This is a genomic window from Shewanella sp. HL-SH2 (assembly GCF_051164935.1).
Taxonomy (GTDB): domain Bacteria; phylum Pseudomonadota; class Gammaproteobacteria; order Enterobacterales; family Shewanellaceae; genus Shewanella; species Shewanella glacialimarina.
In genome coordinates this window covers 583,554-609,221 of the sequence record NZ_CP195035.1, presented here as the reverse complement: position 1 = coordinate 609,221, position 25,668 = coordinate 583,554, and the positions used below count along the sequence as shown (strand labels likewise).

The following is a 25,668-nucleotide window of genomic DNA, read 5'->3' as shown; positions in this document are numbered from 1 at the left end:
GTTTTAGCCTAAACAGCTATTTATAACATGAATATATCGATGCTAAGCGGTGAAAACAACCCAAGCAATACTTCAGAGCAGGCCTAGGGTTGAAGCAAATAAACGGCACCAGCAGTTAAACTGCTGCCAAATTATAAATGGTCTTGCTGTTGAACATGTTCGACCAGCCTGGCTAAAGACATATTTTGCTCAAACGTAGTACTTTTTAAACGTTTAGCAAACCAAAATTTCGGTTTCCAATACACGTTATTTAAACTGGAAATCTTAACCCCTTTTTTGGTTGATGCATGTAAAAACCTGGCATCTCCCATGTAAATGCCCACATGACGGGCGCTTTTACCGGTTTTAAAAAATACTAAATCGCCCACTTCTAAGGCTTCACGTGGGACTTCTTTACCTAATACACGTTGCGCATTGACAGAGCGAGGTAACTTTTCACCCACTATGTCAAGATAAGCTAAGTACACAAAACCAGAGCAATCAACACCTTGTTTACTCATACCACCTAATCGATAAGGCGTTCCCGCCCAATCCTGATGGTAAGCTAATAAATTAGGCTCACTCCACTTAGGTAATTTTGGCTCAGCCTTTACAGTCACAGGCTTTGGTGGAGGCTTAACCACTGTCACTGGCACCTGAGTAGCACAAGCACTCAGTAATACCGACAAGCTAATAAGCAGTAATTTCTTTCTCAATTTAATAGACCTCTAAGCCTAAATATATCTGTTAATCACGCTAAACTTTGTTTAAAAAGATTAACTTATCATTATACTGTTCAAGTAATAAACAGGATAATTTACACCAGTTAAAAAAATCTCAAAATAAAACTTTCCTCCTCTAGCAAGTAAAAATGGCAACCTAGGGGCTGCCACTCATTCACATCAATTATCTTGATGATAAATTGTGATTAATTTATCGCCATTGACAGGAAGTAACCAACCAAGGTTGCCGTGATCACGCCAATAAAGCCGGGAATAATAAAGCTGTGATTAAGTACATACTTACCAATATGAGTTGTGCCTGTTCTGTCAAAGCTTATCGCGGCTAAATCACTTGGGTAGAATGGGAAAAAGAAGTAAGCATAACACGCGGGTAGCACGCCGATTAATACTGGCGCCGGGATCCCCAATGAAAAACCTAATGGCAGCATAATAGTTAAAACCGCAGCCTGGCTTTTTAAGAAGATGGATGACACAAACATCGCAATAGCAAATGTCCATGGATACACACTGACAATATCGCTTACTGCGCTAACCAAATAGGTTTTATGGTGTTCTATAATGGTGTCGCTCATCCATGCAATACCAAAAATAATGATGACCGCGGTCATACCTGCGGTAAATACATTACTGGTGACCACTTTTTTAGGCGATACATTGGTAGCCAATAAGATAACCGCACCGACAGACAACATCATAAACTGAATCGCTACCGACATACTGACACCGCTGGGTAATACTTGTTTGCTAAACATAGCCACCATGATCACAGCAAAAATACCCAGTAAAAATACTATTAAACCTTTCTTTGCTGTTGCCTCTGCGGCTGGGGTTTGCACTTTATCAGCACTAGGATCGATTAATGACTCACGAAACTCATCATCTTTTAAACGTGCCTGAAACTCTTGATCTTTATCTAAATCTTTACCCCGCTTTAAGCTCCAAGTACACGCCACCAGCAAACCGATTAAGGTCGCAGGAATAGTCACCATCAATACATCAATTAAGCCAATATCAAGCTGATTATCTACCGCAGTTGCCAATACCACTGCCGCTGCGGCGGCTATTGGGCTTGCTGTAATGCCCATTTGTGAGGCGACTGTGGCCATTGCTAATGGTCGTTCAGGTCGGATACCTTTCTTGTATGAAACATCATAAATAACGGGCAGAAGTGGATAAACCGAATGACCAGTACCAACAAGTACAGTTAACGAATAGGTACACAGTGGGCCTAAAAAAACGATGTGTTCAGGGTGTTTACGTAATAGTTTTTCGGCAAACTTGACCAACAGTTTTAAACCACCAGTGGCCTCTAATGTTGCTGAAGCCGCGACTACAGCCAAAATAATCAGCATTACGCTGACAGGCGGCGTACCCGGTGCTATACCAAATACAAAAGCCAGTACCGAAACACCTAGCCCACCCAGTAAGCCAAAGGCGATTCCGCCATAGCGTATACCAACAAAAATGACAATTAGTAACAACAGCATATGTATATAAAACATTATCAGTACCTACCATATTAAATAGCTGTTGCAGGTATAACACAGCAGAAAATACCGTTAGTGACCAAAATCAAGCTATTGCATAAAGCGCCGTGCCTAATAGATAAAACTGTGAGTTATTGAACACTTTTTATGAGAGTTATACTCATCTAACTAATTAGTTTATAAAAATCAACTTGAAAGGTTATCTCAGCCAAGCTTCACCCACTCATTAACAAACTACCACTGATATATTTTTGACTTACAACGAGTCTAAGTTAATCTTAAGTGCAAAGAATAGTGATACAAAAGGGTGGCAATTAATGAATCGGCTGATAAATAAGTGCTTTAATGCAAAATCAAAAATGTTAACGGCTCACTTAAGCCTAATATTGATTGGATTGTTGCTATTACTTTCAAGCCAATTAGCCGCAGCAGCTGTGGTTGACAAAGTTATCACCATTACCACCCAGGAGTGGGCGCCTTACCAAATAGAAGTTAGTCAGAAAAATGATGGTTATGCGATAAAAGCCTTAGACTGTGTAATGGATAAACTTCAACAACCTTATAAGGTAATATTTCTCCCGTGGGGGCGTGCACAGTTAGAAGTGAAACAAGGCAAGTACGATGGTTTTTTTTCAGCCTCTCACAACAATGAAAGAGATGGTTTTGCGGTATTATCAAATACTTTTATTGCACAGCAATGGAACTTTTACTTACTCAAAAATACCGCTATCCCCTTAAATCAAGACGCGATTAAATCAAACGCACAATTTGGTGCTCGCAGACATTCCAACGCCACATTCTGGCTAAAAGAACACAATTATAACGTTATCCACCAAGCAAGTACTTTGGATGAGTTGATATACTTACTTGAAAAAAATCGCATAGGTGCGATCTTAGAAAACAACTTGTTTTTTGAAGCGGCAGCCAAACGAGTCAACATTCCAGTAAGTAATTTTGCTGTGGTGCCCAATCTAGATAGATCACTAGGTGTTTATTTTGGTAAAACCTTTTTGAAACAATATCCCGATTTTTTAGATAAATTTAATCAACATACTGAAAGTTGTAGATTTACCTCAGAAACCGTTGATTAAACGATTTTTCATATCAGTGTCATTTGGTTATATTACACTTAATAAGAAGCCAGCACGCAGGCTGGCCTTTTCGATCTAATGTCACCTTGATGTTGGTATAGTCTATGAATCCGTAATACTGAGTTCATCAACCACCTTATCTACATCGTCAGCATTTTTAGCAATAGCAACAACCAAGTCACGTTCTGCATCACTTGTTACTGTTCCTTCTAGTGTTACAACACCAGATTTAACATCAACATTAATATTAGAACCCGCTACATCATCAGAAAACAATAATCGTGTTTTAACAATCATTGCTATCTTAGCATCGGTTAGGTCATCACCTAAATCACTGCCTTTACTATCATCTTGCTGCATCATAACAGTCAATTGATTATCAACGCTTTCAACGCCATCTAAGCTTTTAACCAGCTCACCCGCTAATGATTTATCAATACTACTATCGACTTTACCCGTTAGAATAACCTTACCGGCGTGTACATCGGTATTGATATCAAACGAGTTAAGATTGGTGTTGAGCAATAATGTGGTTTCAACTTTACCGTCAACCCATGCGTCTTTAGCGTCATCCTTCCAATCTTGTGCTGCATTTGCAGAAAAAGCCATTGCACCAAGCATCGTACTTACTACCAAAGATAATGTTGTCTTATTCATAAAGATATTCTCCATTGTTTATCTTGATATAAGTACTGCGCAAATCATGCCAACAAATTAAACTCATGTTTTAAAAGGTTTTTATTATTTAACATGTGTGTAGGCCTAATCATTTTTGGACATTTTTACCGATAACAGGTAACTTTTTCACTTGAGTGATATCTAATATTCAAATGGCGATGCAATCATTCAATTAGCAGCATTTTTACGGCCCACATAGAGACTTTTCATACTATCGCACTCCATTTGAAGCCATGCACAGCCTTCCGCTAATTGCTGAGCAACCTCTTTATTTGTTACCTGCCGAGCAGCCGACTTAAGTTGATTTAAAGCCTGTTGTTCTACATCTAAAAGCCACCCTACTGCTGTCCATAGTTTATCTTGCTTTATTGCATCACTTGCATGTGCATATCCTGTAATAAAAGACGATGAGCTAATTGGTTGAACATCATAAGATGCCACTTCACCTTGCTTTATTCGCTGAAATAAGGGCACCAAATGTTGCAACATAGATCTTCTAGTTGCAGCCATATCCATAAAAATACGCTTGAAATTATAGTCATCCATATCGGCAATCGTTTGCGAGTAAAACAACTGCCCCGCTTGACACAAATCAATTGCATCGCGAATAACCCCTAAATCGATTTGCTTGCTTGATAAATAGTTAATCTGTGAATATTGCAATGTCATTTCTCCTACCATTAAATAACTAATAGCTATCCTGTAATATTTGTAGTCATAATGGATAAACTAATATGGCTCACCTTATGATTGAGTCATGCATAATTCGTACACAACACTGAAAAACCATTAAAAAATTGATTAATAAGTTATTATTTGCAAAACCTTCTCGACACAAACAACATGTTAAGAAAAAGTTACCGATTGTTATTGTCAAATTTACAAAGTTGCCATTAGTTAAATGAGCACCAAAAAGGAGTAACACTGGCATGGCCGGTCCTATCTTGTTTTACCACTTGCTTCATCCTCAAACAGCTACACGGCTCTTACAAGTAGCTAGTTGTAGGCATTTCAATAAAATAGCGAGTATTACTGAGCTCCCTTGGCCAACACAACTTGAGGCGAGTAACGCAGATGTGGCAATTATTGAAGTATCTCAATTAAGCCAAGCTGATTATGCCAGCCTTACAGGTAACGCCTTAATGTCTGACATTGAATTTATCTTTTTAAGTGAAGGGAAACCCAACCCTAACCTTGATAAATTAATGTCAGAAGGTGCTGGCTACCATTTTAGACAGCCATACGATATGGAACTCATTGATGACACCCTAAGTGATTTCGCTCAAGACTTATTACTAGAATCATCTAAACGCCAGCAGGTATTATCCAGTGAGTTAGATCAATATGGATTACTCGTTGGCTCATCCCGTGCTATGCATAAGCTGTATCGCACTGTTCGCAAAGTCGCGGTGACAGAAAGCAATGTATTAATTGTTGGCGAGAGTGGTGCAGGTAAAGAATTAGTCGCTAACACTATTCATCTTGCAAGTAACAGATCAAACGAACCTTTTATTGCAATTAACTGTGGTGCACTCAGTCCGGAATTAGTCGACAGCGAGCTATTTGGTCACACTAAAGGGGCTTTTACCGGTGCACACCGTGATCATCGTGGGGTATTTGATCAAGCTGAAGGCGGGACGTTATTTCTAGATGAAATTACTGAAATGCCCATTGATCATCAAGTGAAATTATTAAGGGTATTAGAGAATAGCGAATATCGCCCCATTGGCAGTGCCAGTGTAAAAAAGGCCAATGTACGCATTATCGCTGCAACTAATCGTGATCCTGCTAGCGCTATTGAGCATGGTCTTTTTCGTGAGGATTTATACTTCAGACTAGCTCATTTTCCTATTCGCGTTCCACCACTTCGTGATAGAGGTGATGATATTTTCGGGTTGGCAAAACATTTTTTAGCCTATAGAAATGTCGCTGAAAAACTCAATAAAATCTTTACGCCAGAAGCTGTCAGTTTTATTCAACAACAGCGTTGGGCAGGTAATGTGCGTGAGTTAAAGCATGCCATTGAAAGAGCTTATATTCTCGCTGACGATACGATTGACAGAAGTCATTTCAACATACTTGAAACCGAATCTAAGCCAGAAAATACCACAGATAAGATTATAGTACCCGCTGGTATGCGTTTAGATGAAATAGAAAAGGTCGCTATTTATCAAGCGCTAGAGCAAGCTGACGGTAACAAAAATGATACCGCCGAACAACTGGGTATAAGCGTTAAAACCTTGTATAACAAACTCAGTAAGTATGAAGATAAAGGCAGTGCCGATTAACGCCTCAAAATCGGGCTGGTTTTAGGCACAAAAACCTTCAATGATTTCGGCACAACCTCTACCGTGACATCATTAGATTCAAAAAGCTCTCCATCAATCACATAATGTATTTTTTGTTGAGCTGTTAAGTATATTTTTTTAGCTTGGGCATGATGTATTGCATCAGACTCAAGCTTGTTATTAGTTTGGTTCCACAGACGCGTAATCCCAGTAAATAATAAATCGACCAAACTCAGTAGCTGCTCTTGTGATGACTCTGTCGGCTCAATCCAAGTAATATCTAATAGTCCATCAATGATATTAGGCTCGCCATTACCCTGTGCGAGTAAACTGCTGAAAGGTGCTGAATTGGCAATCACTATACTGGTAGTATCAATGGTATGTGTTTTACCATCATCTAATTGCATAGACAAAGATAATGGCTGATTTTCATCAATGGCATCCCATAGGCCACTCAAATAAGCAAACTGACCCGACTCATTTTTTTTATCTCGATTAGCAGTTTCAATCATCTTATGTTCAAAACCAATACCCACTAGCAATAGCATTATCCGTTCATTACATATTGCGGTATCAATAGGTTGATAATGGCCTTGAATCAAAATATCCACGGCTTGAGCAACAGGGATCACCTTACTGCCGACACCAAATAAGGTATGAGCCAAGGCATTTGTCGTCCCCATCGGAATAATACCTAATGTCATTGTGGTGTTTACCAATATCGAAGCAACTTCATTAACCGTACCGTCCCCCCCACAGGCTACAACTATATCTGCCCCGCACTTAACGGCTTCACGGGCTTGTACTGCAGCATCTTTATCTTCTGTCGTCTCAAGCAGCTTTACTCGATAATAGCTCGATAAGGTTTGTTGAATATATTCAGCATCATCTTGCCACTTGCCACCACCCGACACAGGATTAGCAATTAAATAGAGTGTTTTATTAATTTTAATTCGATTTTGTTGGTACATTTGGGATACTTTTGTAAATTGCCATTTATTCAAACGAGCGGTATGGCGAATTTCATTAATAGAATGCAACACATCCTCTAAATTACTTTTGCTATCGCGACAAGCAAGATAAGAAGCTAGCACGAGTACTGACCGTCCACGGCCTAGCGCACAATGTACTACAACCTTTTTACCGTTACGAACCTGATTATTTAGCCAATTTATCGCCTGATTAAGTTGTGCTTCCGAGGGGACACTATGATCTAAAACAGGCACATTTAAATAATCAATATCTTCAGCCAATAATGTGCCATCTAATGCATCAAATTCAGCCGTCACATCGAGAATGGCATCAACCCCTTGGGTTTTAAGGTATTCAATATCAGAAGGAAATAGACGGCATGCTAAATAGAGTTGATCTTCAATTTTTTGAATTGCGGGTACTTTATCGTGTTTTCTTGCCCAGGCATTATAAACCTGACACCCCAATAGAAAAGGGACGAATCCCCAGCTGATATACCAAGGAATTGAACCATTTTGTTTTTTACGAAAAACACCACCAGCATTAAACCAATAAGCAAAACTCACTAAACCCAAAGAGAGTGCTAACCAACCAATAAAAAATTTAGCCCATGGTGAATTAAATAACACACACAAAAGCGCAGCTAATAAAGCCCCGCCTGTGTAGTAATACTTAATATTTATCTTGGTTAACATATAAGCGTCCTATTTTAAAAACAACAGAAATCAGCGCATTATTGTGCGCTGCCTAGTATCTTTAACAGTTAGGGTCTTCTGCTTTAAGACCTTCCTTTACGTCTTCACACGCGTCTTCAACTGCATTACCGGCGTCTGTCATCATCTCATCAACTTTTTCACCCGCATTTTCAGCTTTGTTATCAGAGCACGCCATCATGCCTACTGTTGTTAATCCTAATAAAATTATCATGCTTAATTTTTTTAGTAAATTCATATTGATCTCCTTGACCATGAGGCCATTCCATTTGTAGTTTATGTATTAAATATAAGGCGTCACTTGTATCATGTTATGCCCTAGGTGCTTTACCTCGTATTGCACTTGCTACTAAAGAGATAACAAGTAACACAATAAAAATAAAGAAGATTATTTTCGCAATACCGGCTGCCGTACCAGCAATACCACCAAAACCTAACACCCCTGCAATGATAGCAATAACTAAAAACATCAATGTCCAACCTAACATAAGAAACCTCCTTGAGTATGGGACGATCAATAACGCACAAAAACAAACTAGTATTAATGAACAACTGTTTGTGTATCATTTAACTACTTTATACCAAGCCAACTTCATGCCAACCTTAAAAAAACCAACTAAGAGCCTAATAAGTAAAGAAAATAAATTTAAATCCTTTATTTCAATATCATTAACAAACTCAGTTATTGGCAATAATTACCGACAATTCGGTAAGAGTTTCACATTAATTATGGGGAAAGGAGCATTCCAATAAATTATTGGGGATATCGACGAAAAATCGAGGTGGTTACAACAAGATGACGAAGAGGCATTAGAAAAAGTATGAATAAAAAAACGATTGATTAAAGGAAAAACGACCTAAAGTTATAAAGCAGAGTTCCTCTGTATTTTGACAAAAGAACTCATAAAAAACTCTTTAAACAGCTAACCCCGCCGCAACGCCAGATGACCATGCCCATTGAAAATTAAACCCTCCTAACCAACCACTTACATCCATTACCTCACCAATGAAATACAAACCTGGTACCTTATTGGCTTGCATGGTTTTTGATGACAACTCATTAGTATCAACACCACCCAAGGTAACCTCTGCAGTGCGATAGCCTTCTGTACCATTCATGACAATAGACCAGTCATTTAACTCACTAGCCAACGTTTCACGCTCGCCATGGCCCAGTTGATTTAATGCTTTATCCAATTGCGCTTCTTCAAATAAGGCTTCAACTAATCGCTTCGGTAGCCATTGGCTAAGGGTATTTCGCAGGCTTTGTTTCGGATGATGTTTCAGTGCGAATTCGATTTTATCTAGCGCATTCTCACCCGGTAATAAATTGATAGAAATTGCCTCACCTGGTTGCCAGTAATTTGAAATTTGTAGCACTGCTGGGCCTGATAGACCACGATGAGTAAACAGTAAGGCCTCACTAAATTGAGTGCCATCTTGAGCGGTAATGGTTGTCGGCACAGCAATACCCGATAACGGCTCAAAGCGCACTTTTTGTTCGGCATGCCACGTAAATGGAACTAAGCCAGCACTGGTAGGCAGTACCTTTAAACCAAACTGTTCTGCAATTTTATAGCCATATGGTGTCGCGCCAAGTTTAGGCATTGATAAGCCGCCTGTTGCGATAACTAACGACTCGCAACTAAAATCACCATTTGAGGTAGTTAAATTAAATCCTGTATCTGTTTTAGTAACAGATAGCATTTCAGTTCGCAGCTGAACCTTTGCCCCTGCCCATTCGCACTCGGTCATCAGCATGGTGACTATTTCTTTGGCTGAGTCATTACAGAATAACTGCCCGTGATCACGCTCTTGGTATTCAATACCATGACGTTCAACCAGCTCAATAAAATCGCTTGAACGATAGCGAGCTAATGCCGATTTGACAAAGTGAGGGTTACCACAAAGAAACTGATTTGGTTCAACCTTTTGATTAGTGAAGTTACATCGTCCACCACCACTGATAAGTATTTTACGGCCAGCTTGTTTGGCGTTGTCTAGCACGAGGACATCACGACCACGATAACCCGCAGTTGCAGCACACATTAATCCTGCCGCGCCGGCGCCGATAATAATTACGTCATGATGTTTCACGTTTTACTCCACACTTTAAATGGGTTGTTTTGTATTTAATTGATAAATATTAAATGCAAAAAAGGATGCTATTTTAGCATCCTTTTTGGTATCTACTCACGGTTAACTTAGCCGCTCTGTTGCACTATTTTTTCAGTGTTTCAGATTTTTTGTCTCGACTGAGTAACTCTTTTGCTGCTTCAACCGGTGCTTTACCTTGGTATAACACTTGGTAAATTTGCTCGGTGATCGGCATTTCTACCCCTAGGCGTTTGGCTAAGGTAAACACTTCTTTAGTGTTTCGGTAACCTTCGACTACTTGACCGATTTCTTCTTGGGCGGTGATCACGTCTTTGCCTTGACCTAAAGCCAAACCAAAACGACGATTACGCGACTGATTATCGGTACAGGTTAATACCAAATCACCTAAACCCGCCATCCCCATGAAGGTTGATGCATCGGCGCCGATAGCTTCACCTAAACGGCTTAGTTCAACTAAACCACGAGTGATGAGTGCGGTACGTGCATTTGCACCAAAGCCAATACCGTCAGACATACCAGCACCAATAGCGATAACATTTTTTACCGCTCCACCAAGCTGAATACCAGTGAAATCATCATTGGCATATACACGTAAACGTTTAGGGCTATGTAAAAGCTCAACTAAGTCATGGGTGAACTGCGGACAAGTACCCGCTACCGATATTGCTGTTGGTAAACCTGCGGCTAATTCTTTAGCAAATGTAGGGCCAGACAATACCGCTAGGGGATATTGCTCACCCAATTGTTCACGTGCTACATCTTGTAATAAGCGGCCTGTTTCAGGCTCTAAACCTTTGGTCGCCCACACAATACGAGCATCACTGCGCAACAAGGGTTTGGCTTGCTTTAATACATCACCAAAAACATGACTTGGCACAACCACTAACACATTTTTACTAGCAGCTAAGGCTTTAGCTAAATCAAGTTCAATGTGCAAACAGTCAGGGAATGTTATTCCGGGTAGGTAAGCTTCATTGCTGCGCGAATCGGCCAATGCCTGCATGCGCTTGGGATCGTGTCCCCATAATAAGGTTTTATGGCCATTGCTTGCTAAAGAAATAGCAAGGGCGGTGCCATAAGACCCCGCCCCTAATACCGTTATTTCGGCAGTGCTGCTCATCACTTACGCGTTAGCTTCAGCTGGCGCTTCTGCAGCAGCCGCTTGACGCTGTTGAACATATTGAGCAAATAGTGCATCAAAGTTCACAGGCGCTAAGTTAAGTTGTGGGAAAGTACCACGAGCAACTAAACCAGAAACAGTTTCACGAGCATATGGGAACAATACGTTAGGGCAATAAGCGCCTAAAGAATGTGCTAATTGTGGCTCTGTTAAGCCAACGATAGAGAAAATACCCGCTTGCTGAACTTCACATAAGAAAGCTGTTTCGTCGCCATTTTTAGCGGTAACAGTTAAAGAAAGTACCACTTCATAAGTATCGTCAGATAACTTAGTACTGCGCGTGTCTAAGTCTAACTTAACTTCTGGGTTCCACTCTTTTTGGAAAACAGCTGGGCTGTTTGGTGTTTCAAAAGACAAATCCTTTGTATAAACACGCTGAATGTTAAACTGTGGTGCAATTGCTTCGTTGTTTGCTATTTCTTCAGCCATGATATCCTACCTATATAATGTTATTTTTCGCTTTTCTGTGGAGCGAATATGGTGTTGGGCTAATAAATGAGGGTAACCTCGCCTTGCCCCTAAAGTCGACCAAACAGCGAAATGCGATTAAGCATCGTTGCCAGTAAGATCAAAAACCAATAGTGTCGATTTTTACTCAACACTATGTTTTTACTGCAATATGATGAACCTAGTGACTATCTCTTGCTTTTGACAACTGGCATATTTGCTGATTGCCAATCACCCATACCACCTTTAAGGTTATGTACGTTTTCAAAGCCTTGTTTAACAAGAAGTTGAGCCGCTTGAGAAGATGTCATGCCAGCGTTACATACTAATATAATGGGGCTGGTTTTAAACTTTTCAAGACTTGTGGCCTGATTATTTTTAATTTCAGACAATGGCACGTTAATAGAATCAACGATATGGCCTTTTTTAAACTCTTCTTTGCCACGCACATCGACAACTTTAGCGTCTTGCTTGTTCATCATTAGCGTGAGTTCATGATTGTTAACGGTCTTTACTTTTGATGTACTTGATTTGAATGTCGTCACAATTAAAGCAAAAAATAAGCCAGCCCAAGCCAAAGACAACATTGGGTTTGCTCTTAAAAATTCAATATATTCTTGCATGGTCACTGCCTATAACGTATCGAGCTAAGATTAATTTGGCCAAGAGTATATACCCAAACAAGCTTAAGATACAGGGCTCAGAGTGACATCAAAGTGGTTAGGTAAGATTCAATCTTGGTGGATATGTTAATTACCTTTCAGACAATTTTTCACACAGAATTACGTACCTCAAACAAGGTCAAAAAGTGTTAATTGCGTAAACACTCACATATAAATGAAATTTAATCACCTGTTAGGGCAATCGAGAACCTAAGCCTGTTGCCAACAGCTAATAAGTAGTAATATTTATCCAATTTCATTTTTAACTTCATCTTTAACACTTTAAATAAGGGTACTTCCATGACGACAACTAAACGTCCGCTGGCACTGCTTATTCTTGATGGCTGGGGCTATCGTGAAAATCCGCAAGATAATGCGATATTTCACGCTAACACTCCGGTCTTGGATAAGTTAACAGCCACCTATGCTAACAGCTTAATTTCAGGCTCAGGTCTTGATGTAGGTTTACCTGATGGCCAAATGGGTAACTCTGAAGTTGGCCATATCAATATTGGTTCTGGTCGCATTGTTTATCAAGAACTAACGCGGATCAGTAAAGCCATTGAAGATAATGAGTTTGAACAGAACCAAACTCTGGTTGATGCGGTAGATAAAGCGATAGCAGCAGACGGTGCGGTTCATATTATGGGGCTGTTATCACCCGGCGGCGTTCATAGCCATGAGCAACACATAGAAGCAATGTGCCGCATGGCGGTTTCCCGTGGTGCTAAAGCCGTTTACTTGCATGCCTTCTTAGATGGTCGAGATACTCCACCAAGAAGCGCCAAAAGCAGTATTGAGCACTTCAATGCACTCTTTACTGAAATAGGCTCTGGCCGTATTGCATCTTTAATTGGACGCTACTTCGCATTAGATCGTGATAATCGTTGGGATCGAGTCTCGCAAGCTTATGAACTGATCACCGAAGGCAAAGGTAAGTTTGACTATACGAACTCAGTCGATGCACTTGAAGCCGCTTACGATCGTGATGAAAATGATGAATTTGTTGCCGCATCGGCTATTGTTGATGCAACAGGCCAAGCTGCGACGCTGAATGACAACGATGCATTAATTTTCATGAATTTCCGCGCAGATCGTGCACGTCAAATTAGCCGCAGCTTTGTTAATCCAGATTTTGATGGCTTTGTTCGTCATAAAACCCCAAAAATTAACTTCGTCATGCTGACCCAATACGCAGATGATATTAAAGCACCTGTGGCGTTTGAATCAGATAACCTTGTTAATACACTTGGTGAAACACTGCAAAAACAAGGTAAAACTCAGCTACGTATTTCTGAAACAGAAAAGTATGCCCATGTAACCTTCTTTTTCAATGGTGGTAAAGAAGCACCATTTGACGGAGAAGACCGTATTTTAATTGAGTCACCTAAAGTGGCTACCTATGATTTACAACCAGAAATGAACTCAACTGAGCTCACCGACAAGCTGGTAGGCGCGATTGAATCAAACAAATACGACGTGATCATGTGTAACTATCCTAATGGCGATATGGTGGGTCATACTGGCAAGTTTGATGCTGCAGTAAAAGCGTGTGAAGCAGTTGACGCGTGTATTGGTCGAGTAGTAGAAGCATTAGCCAAAGTAGGGGGTGAATGTATTATCACCGCTGATCACGGTAACGCAGAGCAAATGACCGATCCAGCTACTGGTCAAGCCCATACTGCGCACACAAGTGAATTAGTTCCTTTCATCTATGTCGGTCGTGATGCTACTATCAAACCTAACGGCCGCTTATGTGACATCGCACCAACGATGTTGACGTTAATGGGGCAAAGTGTGCCAACCGAAATGACCGGCCGCTGTATCATTGACTTAAAAGAGTAATTAATTACCTGTGATAATTCGTTTCTTTGTTAAAGCCAGCATTTTCGCTGGCTTTATAATACTATCCTATGCCGCTACCGGCGCCGACCTCAGCAAACGTCAGTCTGAGTTAAAGTCTATTCAGACACAAATCAATGCGCAGCAAAATGATTTAAAAAACACATCAAAACAACGGGAAAAACTCATCACATTACTTAAAAAAGATGAGCAAGCCATTGCACGCGCGGCAAGCAGGGTAAATGAAACTCAAACCTCATTAAAAAACATCAGCAGCCAATTAATTGATCTAGAAAAACAACAAAAAAGCTTAACGGCACAAAAAGTTGGCCAACAAAAAACGTTATCAAAGCAGCTATCTAGCGCTTATTTAGCTGGAAACCATGATTACAGCAAGATGATGCTCAATCAGCAAAACCCAGCAACGATTGAACGCATGCTGGCTTACTATCAATATTTAAACAATGCGCGTATCAAAGCGATAAGCAAACTAAAAACCACTAGTGAGCAATTAGTTGAAGTTCAAAACAAACAAGTCAAAAAGCAGCAGCAACTGAACACAGTGATGATTGACCAGAAACAACAAGCTAAACAATTAAGTAATGAACAAAATCAACGCCAGCAAACCCTAACTCAAATTCAGCGCACCCTATCCAACAAAGGTGCTCAGCTAGAACAATTACAAATTGAAGAAGCCAGCTTAAAGCGTATTGTCGAACAAGCTGTTGTTACGGCAAAAGCCAACCCATTAATGGATGGGCTTGAGAATAGAAAAGGTAAACTAAGCTGGCCAACAAAAGGTCGCATGAGTGAACGTTTTGGCAGCAACCGTTCTGGTCAAATAAAATGGAAAGGTGCTGTATTAACCGCACCAGAAGGGCAAAACATTAAAGCTGTTGCCGCGGGTAAAGTGATATATGCCGATTGGTTACGAGGTTTTGGTATGGTGATGGTACTTGACCACGGTAAAGGCTATATGAGTCTATACGGCCATGCTCAAACCCTATTTAAGGAGGCTGGAGACAGTGTGAATGATGGCGAATCGATTGCTTTAGTCGGTCGTTCAGGTGGACAGACCGAACCTAGCCTATACTTTGAGATAAGACATAAAGGGCAAGCGGTCGATCCAGCAAGATACTGTCGCTAGGATAACGCAAACTGCCCATAGTTATCGGGGCTGTTATGCATCAAATCATCCGTTATATTAGTTGCTTTATACTTGGCGTGTGCGTGGCACTTTCGATCAGCATTTCAAGTTTAGAGCACGCAAACTCCAAGCCTGCCTATTATGACTTTGACTACCCACTTTTAATCGATGTTATTGATACTGTTGAAACTTACTACGTAGATAAAATAGATCGTCAGCAACTTATTGATGCCGCAATAAAAGGGATATTTACAGAACTTGACCCCTACTCTGGATTCCTAACTCATGAAGATTTTCAGGCGATAAACGACTCTAACAAAGGTGAGTATTTTGGCTTTGGGTTTGAAGTCGCAACTGACCAGGACAAAATTACCATCATAACTCCCTTTAAAAATTCACCGGCTGAACGTGCGGGTATTAAAGCGGGCGATAAGATTATCAAGCTTAATGATACGCTTGTTGATGCCACAAACCTGCAAATGGTGCTAACCGAAATCAGACAATATAGTAATAATAACCAGCCTATCTCATTAAGCCTTCAACCCATTGCGACTAAAACGCCGATTCAAATCACCTTACAACCAGACTTTATCCACATCAATTCTATAAACAGTAAAATTATTGATGGTGACATTGGTTATTTGCATCTGACAAGCTTCCAGGAAGATGCAACCGATGCGATAAGTAAACAAGCAATAAAATGGCAGCATATACCTCTAAGAGGAATAATTTTAGATTTACGCAATAACCCAGGCGGGCTACTAGACCAGGCAATTAGTATTGCAGATTTATTTCTTGATCATGGTCGAATAGTGACCACTACAGGACGTATTTTTGATGCAAATGAAGACTACTATGCCTCTTCAGATACTATTTTTGCTAAGATCCCCATGGTCGTGTTGATTAATAAAGGTTCAGCATCGGCTTCTGAGGTTTTAGCAGCGGCGCTGCAAGAAAATCATCGCGCAACCCTATTAGGAGAAACCAGTTTTGGTAAAGGAACAGTCCAAAGCCTTATCCCCATACTTGGCCAAAGTAATGCCATCAAACTGACTATTGCTAATTACAGTACCCCTGATGGAAATAATATAAACACCATAGGCATTACCCCAGATATAGAAATATCAATTACTGCTGTTACAGATGAGATGAATATGCCTATAATCGGTACAGAAAAAATGTTAGATAATGATTACGATAAGCAAATCGACTCAGCTATCGCCTGGATAGATAGCAGAGAAAACTAAATAAAATCAAAAAGAAAATAATAATAACTGTGCGCTTTTTATTAATAATAATATTACAATTTGCCTGTTTTTCATCATTAAATGCAGCAAACCTAGCTATCATCATTGACGATATTGGATATCGTCAAACAGATGAGGCTGTTTTGTCTCTACCTCAAAATATTACCTTATCAGTCTTACCCCATACACCTTTAGGACAAAGACTAGCATTAGAAGGCCATAATAAGGGTCATGAGATAATGCTACATTTACCAATGCAGGCCTTGAGCGGCAATGCATTAGGCCCTGGTGGATTAACTAATGACATGAACGAGCAACAAGTTAAACACGAAATAACATCTGCCTTTGGAAATATCCCTTTTGCCCGCGGGGCGAATAATCATATGGGTAGCTTACTGACTCAATTAGACAAACCAATGTTATGGGTGATGGAAAGTTTAAAAAGCAAGCAAGCTTACTTTGTTGACAGTATGACAACCAAATACAGCAAGGCGAGTGATAAGGCAAAAGCAGTTGGAGTGCCATTATTGCAACGGCAAGTATTTTTAGATAATGACTTACGCCAACACGCACTTGAAAAGCAGTTCAAACAAATTATTTATCAAGCCAAACAGCAAGGTACACTGGTTGCTATCGCACACCCGTATCCTGAAACTATTGCCTACCTAAAGGCCAACCTCCCTAGATTAAAAGAAAATGGTATCGACTTAGTACACACTTCAGATTTACTTGCGACCGATATCGCTAAAGTTTATTCAACTAGCTCATATCAAACACTGAGATAGATAAATCAGGTAAGGTAGCGATTAACTCAGATTTATTATTTACTATATCCGCTAAAGAATATTGATCCAATACCGCCAAATAAGCAGCAACCGCTTTTCCTAATACCCCTTTTAAATTACATACGGGAGTAAAACGACAAAATGGTTTTTCACAATTTACAGCTACTAATGAGGGCTCTAGTTGTCTAACCAACAAGCCTATTTGAATCTCATTAATAGCAATAGCTAATTTAAACCCACCACTTTTACCCCGAATAGTTTTTAAGTAACCTAACTTTCCAAGCTGATGGATAATTTTAGCAACATGATTTGATGATAAATCAAAAACGTTAGTTACCTCTGCAATACGGAACAAAGCTTCTCGCTCTGGTTGTACTGCAAGGTACATCAAAATGCGGATACCATAATCTGTATAGCGAGTTAATTGCATTGATAAACGATACTCGATAAAAGAAAAAACGACTTTAACATGTTGAACGCTCTAAATCATTGATCAACCATAAAGCTTGCTCATTTGAAGAGCCACAAACATCTATACTCGCAGAAAAACCACTACACACAATAGGCCTCTGTGGTTGACCAAAGATCATACATAGGTTTTTATCACTTAATTGAACACAACGGACACCTGCGGGTTTCCCCTCAGGCATCCCTGGGATAGCGCTCGTAATCGACGGCGAAATACAACATGCCCCACAACCTAACCGACAATCCATTCTAATCTCGTATAATAAAGTAACCAATTATATATCTGATATCTCTTTAAAAGAAACACTAACAGTTATAGATCACCAATCAATACATTTAAAAAAAGACTGGTGTTATAAACTACATGGATTGATAACAAAGTCGATGAACATCTCAAAAGTAATACTATCAAAAAATACCGAATACCTTTATAGCCAACAAAATTACCACACTAGCTTATGAATTACACACACGAAAAAAGGCCTTTGCATTGCTGCAAAGGCCTTCGTCTTAAGTTGGCGGAGCGGACGGGACTCGAACCCGCGACCCCCGGCGTGACAGGCCGGTATTCTAACCAACTGAACTACCGCTCCTTTAGCAAATTGCTTACGCACGATGCTAAATTCTTTTTAAGTCGCTGATATGTCACTATCAGTAGACTTCTCTTACTTAAAAGAGAAATTAGGCGCCTGGAAATGACCTACTCTCACATGGGGAGACCCCACACTACCATCGGCGATACTGTGTTTCACTTCTGAGTTCGGAATGGGATCAGGTGGTGCCACAGCTCTATGGTTTCCAGACAAATTTGGTTATCTAACGCTATTTAACTAGCATTAAATAATAATTCGGAAAGCTGATTGCTTTATCTGAGTTTGAGTCTCGTTACACTATTTAAGCGTCCCATTCTAATACTAAGTCGTATCAGTAAAACCCATCTGGGTTGTATGGTTAAGCCTCACGGGTCATTAGTACAAGTTAGCTCAACGCCTCACAACGCTTACACACCTTGCCTATCAACGTAGTAGTCTCCTACGGCCCTTTAGAGAGCTTAAAGCTCTAGGGATGACTCATCTTGGGGCTCGCTTCCCGCTTAGATGCTTTCAGCGGTTATCGATTCCGAACGTAGCTACCGGGCAATGCCATTGGCATGACAACCCGAACACCAGCGGTTCGTCCACTCCGGTCCTCTCGTACTAGGAGCAGCTCCCCTCAATCATCCAACGCCCACGGCAGATAGGGACCGAACTGTCTCACGACGTTCTGAACCCAGCTCGCGTACCACTTTAAATGGCGAACAGCCATACCCTTGGGACCGACTTCAGCCCCAGGATGTGATGAGCCGACATCGAGGTGCCAAACACCGCCGTCGATATGAACTCTTGGGCGGTATCAGCCTGTTATCCCCGGAGTACCTTTTATCCGTTGAGCGATGGCCCTTCCATTCAGAACCACCGGATCACTATGACCTACTTTCGTACCTGCTCGACGTGTATGTCTCGCAGTTAAGCTGGCTTATGCCATTGCACTAACCGTACGATGTCCGACCGTACTTAGCCAACCTTCGTGCTCCTCCGTTACTCTTTGGGAGGAGACCGCCCCAGTCAAACTACCCACCAGGCACTGTCCTCAACCCCGATAAGGGGCCAGAGTTAGAACATCAAAACTACAAGGGTGGTATTTCAAGATTGACTCCACTCCATCTAGCGACGAAGCTTCAAAGTCTCCCACCTATCCTACACATGTAGGTTCAATGTTCAGTGCCAAGCTATAGTAAAGGTTCACGGGGTCTTTCCGTCTAGCCGCGGGTATACGGCATCTTCACCGCAATTTCAACTTCACTGAGTCTCGGCTGGAGACAGCGTGGCCATCATTACGCCATTCGTGCAGGTCGGAACTTACCCGACAAGGAATTTCGCTACCTTAGGACCGTTATAGTTACGGCCGCCGTTTACCGGGGCTTCGATCATGAGCTTCTCTTGCGATAACCCAATCAATTAACCTTCCGGCACCGGGCAGGCGTCACACCGTATACGTCATCTTGCGATTTTGCACAGTGCTGTGTTTTTGATAAACAGTTGCAGCCACCTGGTATCTGCGACTGCCGTCAGCTTAGGGAGCAAGTCCCATCACCAACAGCAGCGTACCTTCTCCCGAAGTTACGGTACCATTTTGCCTAGTTCCTTCAGCCGAGTTCTCTCAAGCGCCTTGGTATTCTCTACCCGACCACCTGTGTCGGTTTGGGGTACGATCCCTACTAACCTGAAGCTTAGAAGATTTTCCTGGAAGCATGGCATCAACTACTTCATCACCTTAGTGACTCGTCATCAGCTCTCAACGTGTACATTTAAGTACGTGTTCCCGGATTTGCCTAAGAACACCGCCTACTACCTTAAACGCGGACTACCAACGCCGCGCTAGCCTAGCCTTCTCCGTCTCTCCATCGCAGTTAGCAGAGGTACAGAAATATTAATCTGTTTTCCATCGATTACGCCTTTCGGCCTCACCTTAGGGGTCGACTCACCCTGCCCCGATTAACGTTGGACAGGAACCCTTGGTCTTTCGGCGAGGGAGTTTTTCACTCCCTTTATCGTTACTCATGTCAGCATTCGCACTTCTGATACGTCCAGTGTGGGTTACCCCTTCACCTTCAACCGCTTACAGAACGCTCCTCTACCGCTTGCAGTAAACTGCAAACCCGTAGCTTCGGTGGTATGTTTAGCCCCGTTAAATCTTCCGCGCAGGCCGACTCGACTAGTGAGCTATTACGCTTTCTTTAAATGATGGCTGCTTCTAAGCCAACATCCTAGCTGTCTAAGCCTTCCCACATCGTTTCCCACTTAACATACACTTTGGGACCTTAGCTGACGGTCTGGGTTGTTTCCCTTTTGACAACGGACGTTAGCACCCGCTGTCTGTCTCCCGAGTAGTACTCATTGGTATTCGGAGTTTGCAAAGGGTTGGTAAGTCGGGATGACCCCCTAGCCTTAACAGTGCTCTACCCCCAATGGTATTCGCTCGAGGCGCTACCTAAATAGCTTTCGAGGAGAACCAGATATCTCCGAGTTTGATTGGCCTTTCACCCCCAGCCACAAGTCATCCGCTCATTTTTCAACATAAGTCGGTTCGGTCCTCCAGTTGATGTTACTCAACCTTCAACCTGCCCATGGCTAGATCACTCGGTTTCGGGTCTACGCCTTGCAACTAAACGCGCAGTTAACACTCGGTTTCCCTACGGCTCCGCTATTCGCTTAACCTCGCTACAAAACGTAAGTCGCTGACCCATTATACAAAAGGTACGCAGTCACGGTCTCAAGAACCGCTCCCACTGCTTGTACGTATACGGTTTCAGGTTCTATTTCACTCCCCTCACAGGGGTTCTTTTCGCCTTTCCCTCACGGTACTGGTTCACTATCGGTCAGTCAGGAGTATTTAGCCTTGGAGGATGGTCCCCCCATATTCAAACAGGATGTCACGTGTCCCGCCTTACTCGTTTTCATCTATGGTTAGTTTTCATGTACGGGGCTATCACCCTGTGCCGCTGAGCTTTCCAACTCATTCCACTAACACCCCATAGACTTAAGGGCTAATCCCCGTTCGCTCGCCGCTACTAGGGGAATCTCGGTTGATTTCTTTTCCTCTGGGTACTTAGATGTTTCAGTTCCCCAGGTTCGCCTCATACAGCTATGTATTCACTGTATGATGACCACTTATGTGGCCGGGTTTCCCCATTCGGATATCGTTAGCTCAAATGCTTATTACTAGCTCGCCAACGCTTTTCGCAAGTTATTACGTCCTTCATCGCCTCTGACTGCCAAGGCATCCACCGTATACGCTTAGTCACTTAACCATACAACCCAAATGAGTTTCACAACCCTTGTAAACAAGAGAATGAACTAATTAGACTGTATCGCAACTAGCTGGTTTTTACTTGTCTCACTCCCGACCAGGAAGTGTGACTCGCCTTAGTTTTTAGAATATTCAAGACACTTAAACAGTGTTTTGAGAACTCAAGATACTGATGCTTTCGCATCAATATTATTTTCGCACTAACGTAATCACACAAACGACAACGAATCATCATTCATGCGCCTTTAGTTAGTACTATCAGCTTTCCAAATTGTTAAAGAACAACACTTAACCGGCAAGCGGTGTGTTTCACTCTACTTCCGAAGAAGTTAACAAGTAATCTGTGTGAACACTCACATGCATCTCTGCACTTTAGGTATTGAGTTAGTCGTATAGGTAAGGAGGTGATCCAGCCCCAGGTTCCCCTAGGGCTACCTTGTTACGACTTCACCCCAGTCATGAACCACAAAGTGGTGAGCGTTCTCCCGAAGGTTAAACTACCCACTTCTTTTGCAGCCCACTCCCATGGTGTGACGGGCGGTGTGTACAAGGCCCGGGAACGTATTCACCGTGACATTCTGATTCACGATTACTAGCGATTCCGACTTCATGGAGTCGAGTTGCAGACTCCAATCCGGACTACGACGTACTTTGTGAGATTAGCTCCACCTCGCGGCTTTGCAACCCTCTGTATACGCCATTGTAGCACGTGTGTAGCCCTACTCGTAAGGGCCATGATGACTTGACGTCGTCCCCACCTTCCTCCGGTTTATCACCGGCAGTCTCCCTAAAGTTCCCGACATAACTCGCTGGCAAATAAGGATAGGGGTTGCGCTCGTTGCGGGACTTAACCCAACATTTCACAACACGAGCTGACGACAGCCATGCAGCACCTGTCTCAGAGTTCCCGAAGGCACTAAGCTATCTCTAGCGAATTCTCTGGATGTCAAGAGTAGGTAAGGTTCTTCGCGTTGCATCGAATTAAACCACATGCTCCACCGCTTGTGCGGGCCCCCGTCAATTCATTTGAGTTTTAACCTTGCGGCCGTACTCCCCAGGCGGTCTACTTAATGCGTTAGCTTGGGAGCCCAGTGACTAAGTCACCAAACTCCGAGTAGACATCGTTTACGGCGTGGACTACCAGGGTATCTAATCCTGTTTGCTCCCCACGCTTTCGTGCATGAGCGTCAGTCTTTGTCCAGGAGGCCGCCTTCGCCACCGGTATTCCTTCAGATATCTACGCATTTCACCGCTACACCTGAAATTCTACCTCCCTCTACAAGACTCTAGTTCCCCAGTTCCAAATGCAATTCCTAGGTTGAGCCCAGGGCTTTCACATCTGGCTTAAAAAACCGCCTGCGCACGCTTTACGCCCAGTAATTCCGATTAACGCTCGGACCCTCCGTATTACCGCGGCTGCTGGCACGGAGTTAGCCGGTCCTTCTTCTGTAGGTAACGTCACAGCAATAGTTTATTAAACTACTGCCTTTCCTCCCTACTGAAAGTGCTTTACAACCCGAAGGCCTTCTTCACACACGCGGCATGGCTGCATCAGGCTTTCGCCCATTGTGCAATATTCCCCACTGCTGCCTCCCGTAGGAGTCTGGGCCGTGTCTCAGTCCCAGTGTGGCTGATCATCCTCTCAGAACAGCTAGGGATCGTCGCCTTGGTGAGCCATTACCTCACCAACTAGCTAATCCCACCTAGGTTCATCCAATCGCGAAAGGCCCGAAGGTCCCCTCCTTTCCCCCGTAGGGCGTATGCGGTATTAGCAGTCGTTTCCAACTGTTATCCCCCTCGACTGGGCAGATCCCTAGGCATTACTCACCCGTCCGCCGCTCGCCGGCAAAGATAGCAAGCTATCTTCCCGCTGCCGCTCGACTTGCATGTGTTAGGCCTGCCGCCAGCGTTCAATCTGAGCCATGATCAAACTCTTCAATTAAAGTTTTTTGAAACCCGAAGGTTTCGGCTCAATGAATTCTGATTGCTTTATCAACCGAAGTTAACAAAGTCTTTTTGTACATATTGCCATGAACATTCATCGTTGCATTGAGTTTAAATTTTTTGATTGCTCTTCCTAAGAAGAAGCAATTTCGAATAACTCAATACCTGTGAATGTCCACACAGATTTCTTGTTTAAGTTGTTAAAGAGCGTTGATGTTGATTTTTCAAACATCGCCGTTGGACGCTAGGTCGTTGGCTTGGGCTGCGTATTCTACAGACCCTGTTGTCAGCGTCAAGTGTTTTTTCAAACTTTCTTTTCGCTGTTGATTTGATGATGAAACCGAAGTTTTTACCCTTTCAAATCAATCTAACTCGCTACTTTGCTTTCGCGCTGTGCCGTGTCAGTGGATGCGCATTATAGGGAGATTCTGAGGCAGTGCAAGGGCTTTTAATAAGTTTTTTATTAAAATAGCATTGATGGGGCATTTTTTGGACGAAACGCACAAAAAAGGGACTATTAGTCCCTTTTTCATATGCTTTATAACTATTTTTACTGTTTTTTACTCACCGAAGAATCGTGTTTCTTGGGTTGTAATGACGGATTCACCATCTATTTCAGTTCGTACAACGATATTGATGTTGGTAACGCTACGTTTTAGCTCTACCGGGTCAATTGCTACACTAATAGGTAATGTTAGAATTTCACCTGCCGCAATACTGACATTGTCCAGTCCGATCCATCTTGCGTTATTAAGTCCTTCTACGCTTAGCTGGTAATCGTGCTTAGCCTCGGTCTTATTCAGTATTTTAATCGTGAAGGTGTTTTCTATTTCACCTCGATTGTTTTCACGGTAAAGGGCATTGCGATCACGGATAACATCCATTCGAACCGGCGCTATGGTTGCACTGGCGTAAACAAACAACAATATCATCACAGTTAATATAACGCCGTAACCAACTAACTTAGGACGCAACACTGTCTCTTTTACGTTATCAAGCTTGTTTTCTGTGGTGTAACTAATTAAGCCTTTAGCATATCCCATACGTTCCATGGTGTTGTCACATGCATCAATACATGCACCGCAGTTAATACACTCATATTGCAAGCCGTTACGGATATCGATTCCCGTTGGACAAACCTGAACGCAAAGATCGCAGTCAATACAATCTCCTAATCCCTTTTCCTTAGGATCATCTTTACGAGAACGAGGCCCGCGAGTTTCACCGCGCTTAGTGTCATAGCCAACAATATAGGTATTCTTATCAAACATTGCCGCTTGGAATCGCGCATAAGGACACATATGGATGCACATAATTTCACGCATCCATCCTGCATTACCGTATGTGGCTATGGTAAAGAAAATCACCCAGAAGTAGATGCTGCCATCGGCATTTAACGTAAGGACATCTATATACACTTCTCGTGTCGGCACAAAATAAGATACAAAGGTCATTGCGGTTAAGAGGGAGACGAATATCCATGCGCTATGTTTTGCGGTTTTACGCCAGACTTTATCGACACTCCATGGCATTTGATCTAACTTGATACGCTTATTACGTGCGCCTTCAAATTTCTCTTCAAACCAGATAAAGATAAACGTCCATACGGTCTGCGGGCAGGTATAACCACACCATACTCGACCGAGATAAGTGGTGACAAAGAATAATCCAAAGGCGGCAATCATAAAGACGGCGGCGAGTAGTGTTAGATCCTGTGGCCAGATAGTCAGACCAAACACATGAAACTTCTGCTCTGCAAGGTGAAACCATACCGCTTGTCGGTCGCCCCACTGGATCCATGGGAGAATAAGAAAGAACAACATAGTAACCCAGCCCATACGACGGCGAACTCTTGTCCAAAGTCCATCAACGGCGCGTACATATATACTATTGCTGGGATTAAAACGGTCGGCTTTGTTCGCATCAGGCTGATGAATCTTAATTCGATTTTGTTTCGAATAATCTTTGGGTTTCGATTCTATTGTCATTTTACGACCTTACTACATTAACATTACAAACAAACTGGAA

Annotated in this window: 20 protein-coding genes, 1 tRNA gene and 3 rRNA genes; 6 read left to right on the top strand and 18 right to left on the bottom strand. The window is 42.1% G+C overall.

Annotated features, from left to right (window positions below):
• Positions 1-131: 131 nt before the first annotated feature.
• Positions 132-695, bottom strand: a complete 564-nt coding sequence (locus ACRWP9_RS02530) for a C40 family peptidase (protein WP_434927719.1) — start codon at positions 693-695, stop codon at positions 132-134.
• A gap of 212 nt (positions 696-907) precedes the next feature.
• Positions 908-2,224: an anaerobic C4-dicarboxylate transporter gene (locus ACRWP9_RS02525; protein WP_434927718.1), complete on the bottom strand. Its 1,317-nt coding sequence runs from the start codon at positions 2,222-2,224 to the stop codon at positions 908-910.
• Positions 2,225-2,526: 302 nt separating this feature from the next.
• Between ACRWP9_RS02525 and ACRWP9_RS02520 the strand changes: the two genes are divergently transcribed.
• On the top strand, positions 2,527-3,300 hold the full coding sequence (locus ACRWP9_RS02520) for a substrate-binding periplasmic protein (protein WP_434927717.1): 774 nt from the start codon (positions 2,527-2,529) through the stop codon (positions 3,298-3,300).
• A 102-nt stretch (positions 3,301-3,402) separates the two neighbouring features.
• Here ACRWP9_RS02520 and ACRWP9_RS02515 read toward each other — a convergent pair whose 3' ends face one another.
• Together ACRWP9_RS02515 and ACRWP9_RS02510 are read right to left on the bottom strand one after the other, a co-directional pair.
• Positions 3,403-3,957 carry a BON domain-containing protein gene (locus tag ACRWP9_RS02515; protein ID WP_434927716.1) on the bottom strand — a complete coding sequence of 185 codons (555 nt, stop codon included), beginning with the start codon at positions 3,955-3,957 and terminating at the stop codon, positions 3,403-3,405.
• Positions 3,958-4,146: 189 nt separating this feature from the next.
• Positions 4,147-4,647: a hypothetical protein gene (locus ACRWP9_RS02510; RefSeq protein WP_434927715.1), complete on the bottom strand. Its 501-nt coding sequence runs from the start codon at positions 4,645-4,647 to the stop codon at positions 4,147-4,149.
• Positions 4,648-4,907: 260 nt separating this feature from the next.
• On the opposite strand from ACRWP9_RS02510, the gene ACRWP9_RS02505 reads away from it, so the two are divergent.
• The gene (locus tag ACRWP9_RS02505) at positions 4,908-6,266 is read left to right on the top strand and encodes a sigma-54 interaction domain-containing protein (protein WP_434927714.1); all 1,359 of its coding nucleotides are present in this window, start codon (positions 4,908-4,910) and stop codon (positions 6,264-6,266) included.
• Here ACRWP9_RS02505 and ACRWP9_RS02500 read toward each other — a convergent pair.
• The 7 genes from ACRWP9_RS02500 to ACRWP9_RS02470 form a co-directional block, all read right to left on the bottom strand.
• Entirely contained in the window at positions 6,263-7,933 is a 1,671-nt protein-coding gene (locus tag ACRWP9_RS02500) for a diacylglycerol kinase family protein (RefSeq protein WP_434927713.1), read from the bottom strand. The two genes, ACRWP9_RS02505 and ACRWP9_RS02500, sit on opposite strands and share 4 nt — an antisense overlap.
• Before the next feature lie 61 nt (positions 7,934-7,994).
• Positions 7,995-8,189 carry a hypothetical protein gene (locus tag ACRWP9_RS02495; RefSeq protein ID WP_434927712.1) on the bottom strand — a complete coding sequence of 65 codons (195 nt, stop codon included), beginning with the start codon at positions 8,187-8,189 and terminating at the stop codon, positions 7,995-7,997.
• 73 nt (positions 8,190-8,262) lie between these two features.
• Positions 8,263-8,439 carry a DUF1328 domain-containing protein gene (locus tag ACRWP9_RS02490; protein WP_434927711.1) on the bottom strand — a complete coding sequence of 59 codons (177 nt, stop codon included), beginning with the start codon at positions 8,437-8,439 and terminating at the stop codon, positions 8,263-8,265.
• A 427-nt stretch (positions 8,440-8,866) separates the two neighbouring features.
• Entirely contained in the window at positions 8,867-10,048 is a 1,182-nt protein-coding gene (locus tag ACRWP9_RS02485; protein WP_434927710.1) for an NAD(P)/FAD-dependent oxidoreductase, read from the bottom strand.
• A 124-nt stretch (positions 10,049-10,172) separates the two neighbouring features.
• Entirely contained in the window at positions 10,173-11,189 is a 1,017-nt protein-coding gene (gene gpsA / locus ACRWP9_RS02480; RefSeq protein WP_434927709.1) for an NAD(P)H-dependent glycerol-3-phosphate dehydrogenase, read from the bottom strand.
• A 3-nt stretch (positions 11,190-11,192) separates the two neighbouring features.
• Positions 11,193-11,678 (bottom strand): protein-export chaperone SecB, encoded by a 486-nt coding sequence (gene secB / locus ACRWP9_RS02475; RefSeq protein WP_226412160.1) that lies wholly within the window; start codon positions 11,676-11,678, stop codon positions 11,193-11,195.
• Between the two features lie 206 nt (positions 11,679-11,884).
• Entirely contained in the window at positions 11,885-12,319 is a 435-nt protein-coding gene (locus tag ACRWP9_RS02470) for a rhodanese-like domain-containing protein (RefSeq protein ID WP_434927708.1), read from the bottom strand.
• Positions 12,320-12,658: 339 nt separating this feature from the next.
• On the opposite strand from ACRWP9_RS02470, the gene gpmM reads away from it, so the two are divergent.
• Genes gpmM through ACRWP9_RS02450 form a run of 4 tightly spaced genes read left to right on the top strand, consistent with a single transcriptional unit; the run spans position 12,659 to position 17,379 of the window.
• Positions 12,659-14,203 (top strand): 2,3-bisphosphoglycerate-independent phosphoglycerate mutase, encoded by a 1,545-nt coding sequence (gene gpmM / locus ACRWP9_RS02465; protein WP_434927707.1) that lies wholly within the window; start codon positions 12,659-12,661, stop codon positions 14,201-14,203.
• Positions 14,204-14,213: 10 nt separating this feature from the next.
• Positions 14,214-15,347, top strand: a complete 1,134-nt coding sequence (locus ACRWP9_RS02460) for a murein hydrolase activator EnvC family protein (protein ID WP_434927706.1) — start codon at positions 14,214-14,216, stop codon at positions 15,345-15,347.
• Positions 15,348-15,382: 35 nt separating this feature from the next.
• A complete protein-coding gene (locus ACRWP9_RS02455; protein ID WP_434927705.1) occupies positions 15,383-16,594 on the top strand; it encodes a S41 family peptidase in 1,212 nt (403 codons plus the stop codon).
• A gap of 29 nt (positions 16,595-16,623) precedes the next feature.
• Complete coding sequence (locus ACRWP9_RS02450) at positions 16,624-17,379, top strand: divergent polysaccharide deacetylase family protein (protein WP_434927704.1); 756 nt, start codon at positions 16,624-16,626, stop codon at positions 17,377-17,379.
• On the opposite strand, the gene ACRWP9_RS02445 is transcribed toward ACRWP9_RS02450, so the two are convergent.
• The 7 genes from ACRWP9_RS02445 to ccoG all read right to left on the bottom strand — a co-directional run bounded on the left by ACRWP9_RS02445 (position 17,354) and on the right by ccoG (position 25,628).
• The gene (locus ACRWP9_RS02445) at positions 17,354-17,809 is read right to left on the bottom strand and encodes an Rrf2 family transcriptional regulator (RefSeq protein WP_434927703.1); all 456 of its coding nucleotides are present in this window, start codon (positions 17,807-17,809) and stop codon (positions 17,354-17,356) included. The two genes, ACRWP9_RS02450 and ACRWP9_RS02445, sit on opposite strands and share 26 nt — an antisense overlap.
• Positions 17,810-17,843: 34 nt before the next feature.
• A complete protein-coding gene (locus ACRWP9_RS02440) occupies positions 17,844-18,095 on the bottom strand; it encodes a YkgJ family cysteine cluster protein (protein WP_434927702.1) in 252 nt (83 codons plus the stop codon).
• 268 nt (positions 18,096-18,363) lie between these two features.
• Positions 18,364-18,440: transfer RNA gene (locus tag ACRWP9_RS02435), tRNA-Asp, on the bottom strand.
• A gap of 94 nt (positions 18,441-18,534) precedes the next feature.
• A 5S ribosomal RNA gene (rrf, locus tag ACRWP9_RS02430) occupies positions 18,535-18,650 on the bottom strand.
• A 144-nt stretch (positions 18,651-18,794) separates the two neighbouring features.
• Positions 18,795-21,697: ribosomal RNA gene (locus tag ACRWP9_RS02425) — 23S ribosomal RNA — on the bottom strand.
• A 396-nt stretch (positions 21,698-22,093) separates the two neighbouring features.
• Positions 22,094-23,638, bottom strand: a 16S ribosomal RNA gene (locus ACRWP9_RS02420).
• The 16S, 23S and 5S rRNA genes sit together here with 1 tRNA gene alongside, the layout of an rRNA operon.
• Positions 23,639-24,200: 562 nt before the next feature.
• Positions 24,201-25,628 (bottom strand): cytochrome c oxidase accessory protein CcoG, encoded by a 1,428-nt coding sequence (ccoG, locus tag ACRWP9_RS02415; protein WP_434927701.1) that lies wholly within the window; start codon positions 25,626-25,628, stop codon positions 24,201-24,203.
• Between the last annotated feature and the right edge of the window lie 40 nt (positions 25,629-25,668).

Excerpts from the sequence above, each read along its gene's own strand:
- ACRWP9_RS02525 (WP_434927718.1), bottom strand. The coding sequence starts at position 2,224 with ATGTTTTATATACATATGCTGTTGTTACTAATTGTCATTTTTGTTGGT.
- ACRWP9_RS02520 (WP_434927717.1), top strand. The coding sequence starts at position 2,527 with ATGAATCGGCTGATAAATAAGTGCTTTAATGCAAAATCAAAAATGTTA.
- ACRWP9_RS02515 (WP_434927716.1), bottom strand. The coding sequence starts at position 3,957 with ATGAATAAGACAACATTATCTTTGGTAGTAAGTACGATGCTTGGTGCA.
- ACRWP9_RS02510 (WP_434927715.1), bottom strand. The coding sequence starts at position 4,647 with ATGACATTGCAATATTCACAGATTAACTATTTATCAAGCAAGCAAATC.
- ACRWP9_RS02505 (WP_434927714.1), top strand. The coding sequence starts at position 4,908 with ATGGCCGGTCCTATCTTGTTTTACCACTTGCTTCATCCTCAAACAGCT.
- ACRWP9_RS02500 (WP_434927713.1), bottom strand. The coding sequence starts at position 7,933 with ATGTTAACCAAGATAAATATTAAGTATTACTACACAGGCGGGGCTTTA.
- ACRWP9_RS02495 (WP_434927712.1), bottom strand. The coding sequence starts at position 8,189 with ATGAATTTACTAAAAAAATTAAGCATGATAATTTTATTAGGATTAACA.
- ACRWP9_RS02490 (WP_434927711.1), bottom strand. The coding sequence starts at position 8,439 with ATGTTAGGTTGGACATTGATGTTTTTAGTTATTGCTATCATTGCAGGG.
- gpsA (WP_434927709.1), bottom strand. The coding sequence starts at position 11,189 with ATGAGCAGCACTGCCGAAATAACGGTATTAGGGGCGGGGTCTTATGGC.
- secB (WP_226412160.1), bottom strand. The coding sequence starts at position 11,678 with ATGGCTGAAGAAATAGCAAACAACGAAGCAATTGCACCACAGTTTAAC.
- ACRWP9_RS02470 (WP_434927708.1), bottom strand. The coding sequence starts at position 12,319 with ATGCAAGAATATATTGAATTTTTAAGAGCAAACCCAATGTTGTCTTTG.
- gpmM (WP_434927707.1), top strand. The coding sequence starts at position 12,659 with ATGACGACAACTAAACGTCCGCTGGCACTGCTTATTCTTGATGGCTGG.
- ACRWP9_RS02455 (WP_434927705.1), top strand. The coding sequence starts at position 15,383 with ATGCATCAAATCATCCGTTATATTAGTTGCTTTATACTTGGCGTGTGC.
- ACRWP9_RS02445 (WP_434927703.1), bottom strand. The coding sequence starts at position 17,809 with ATGCAATTAACTCGCTATACAGATTATGGTATCCGCATTTTGATGTAC.
- ACRWP9_RS02440 (WP_434927702.1), bottom strand. The coding sequence starts at position 18,095 with ATGGATTGTCGGTTAGGTTGTGGGGCATGTTGTATTTCGCCGTCGATT.
- ccoG (WP_434927701.1), bottom strand. The coding sequence starts at position 25,628 with ATGACAATAGAATCGAAACCCAAAGATTATTCGAAACAAAATCGAATT.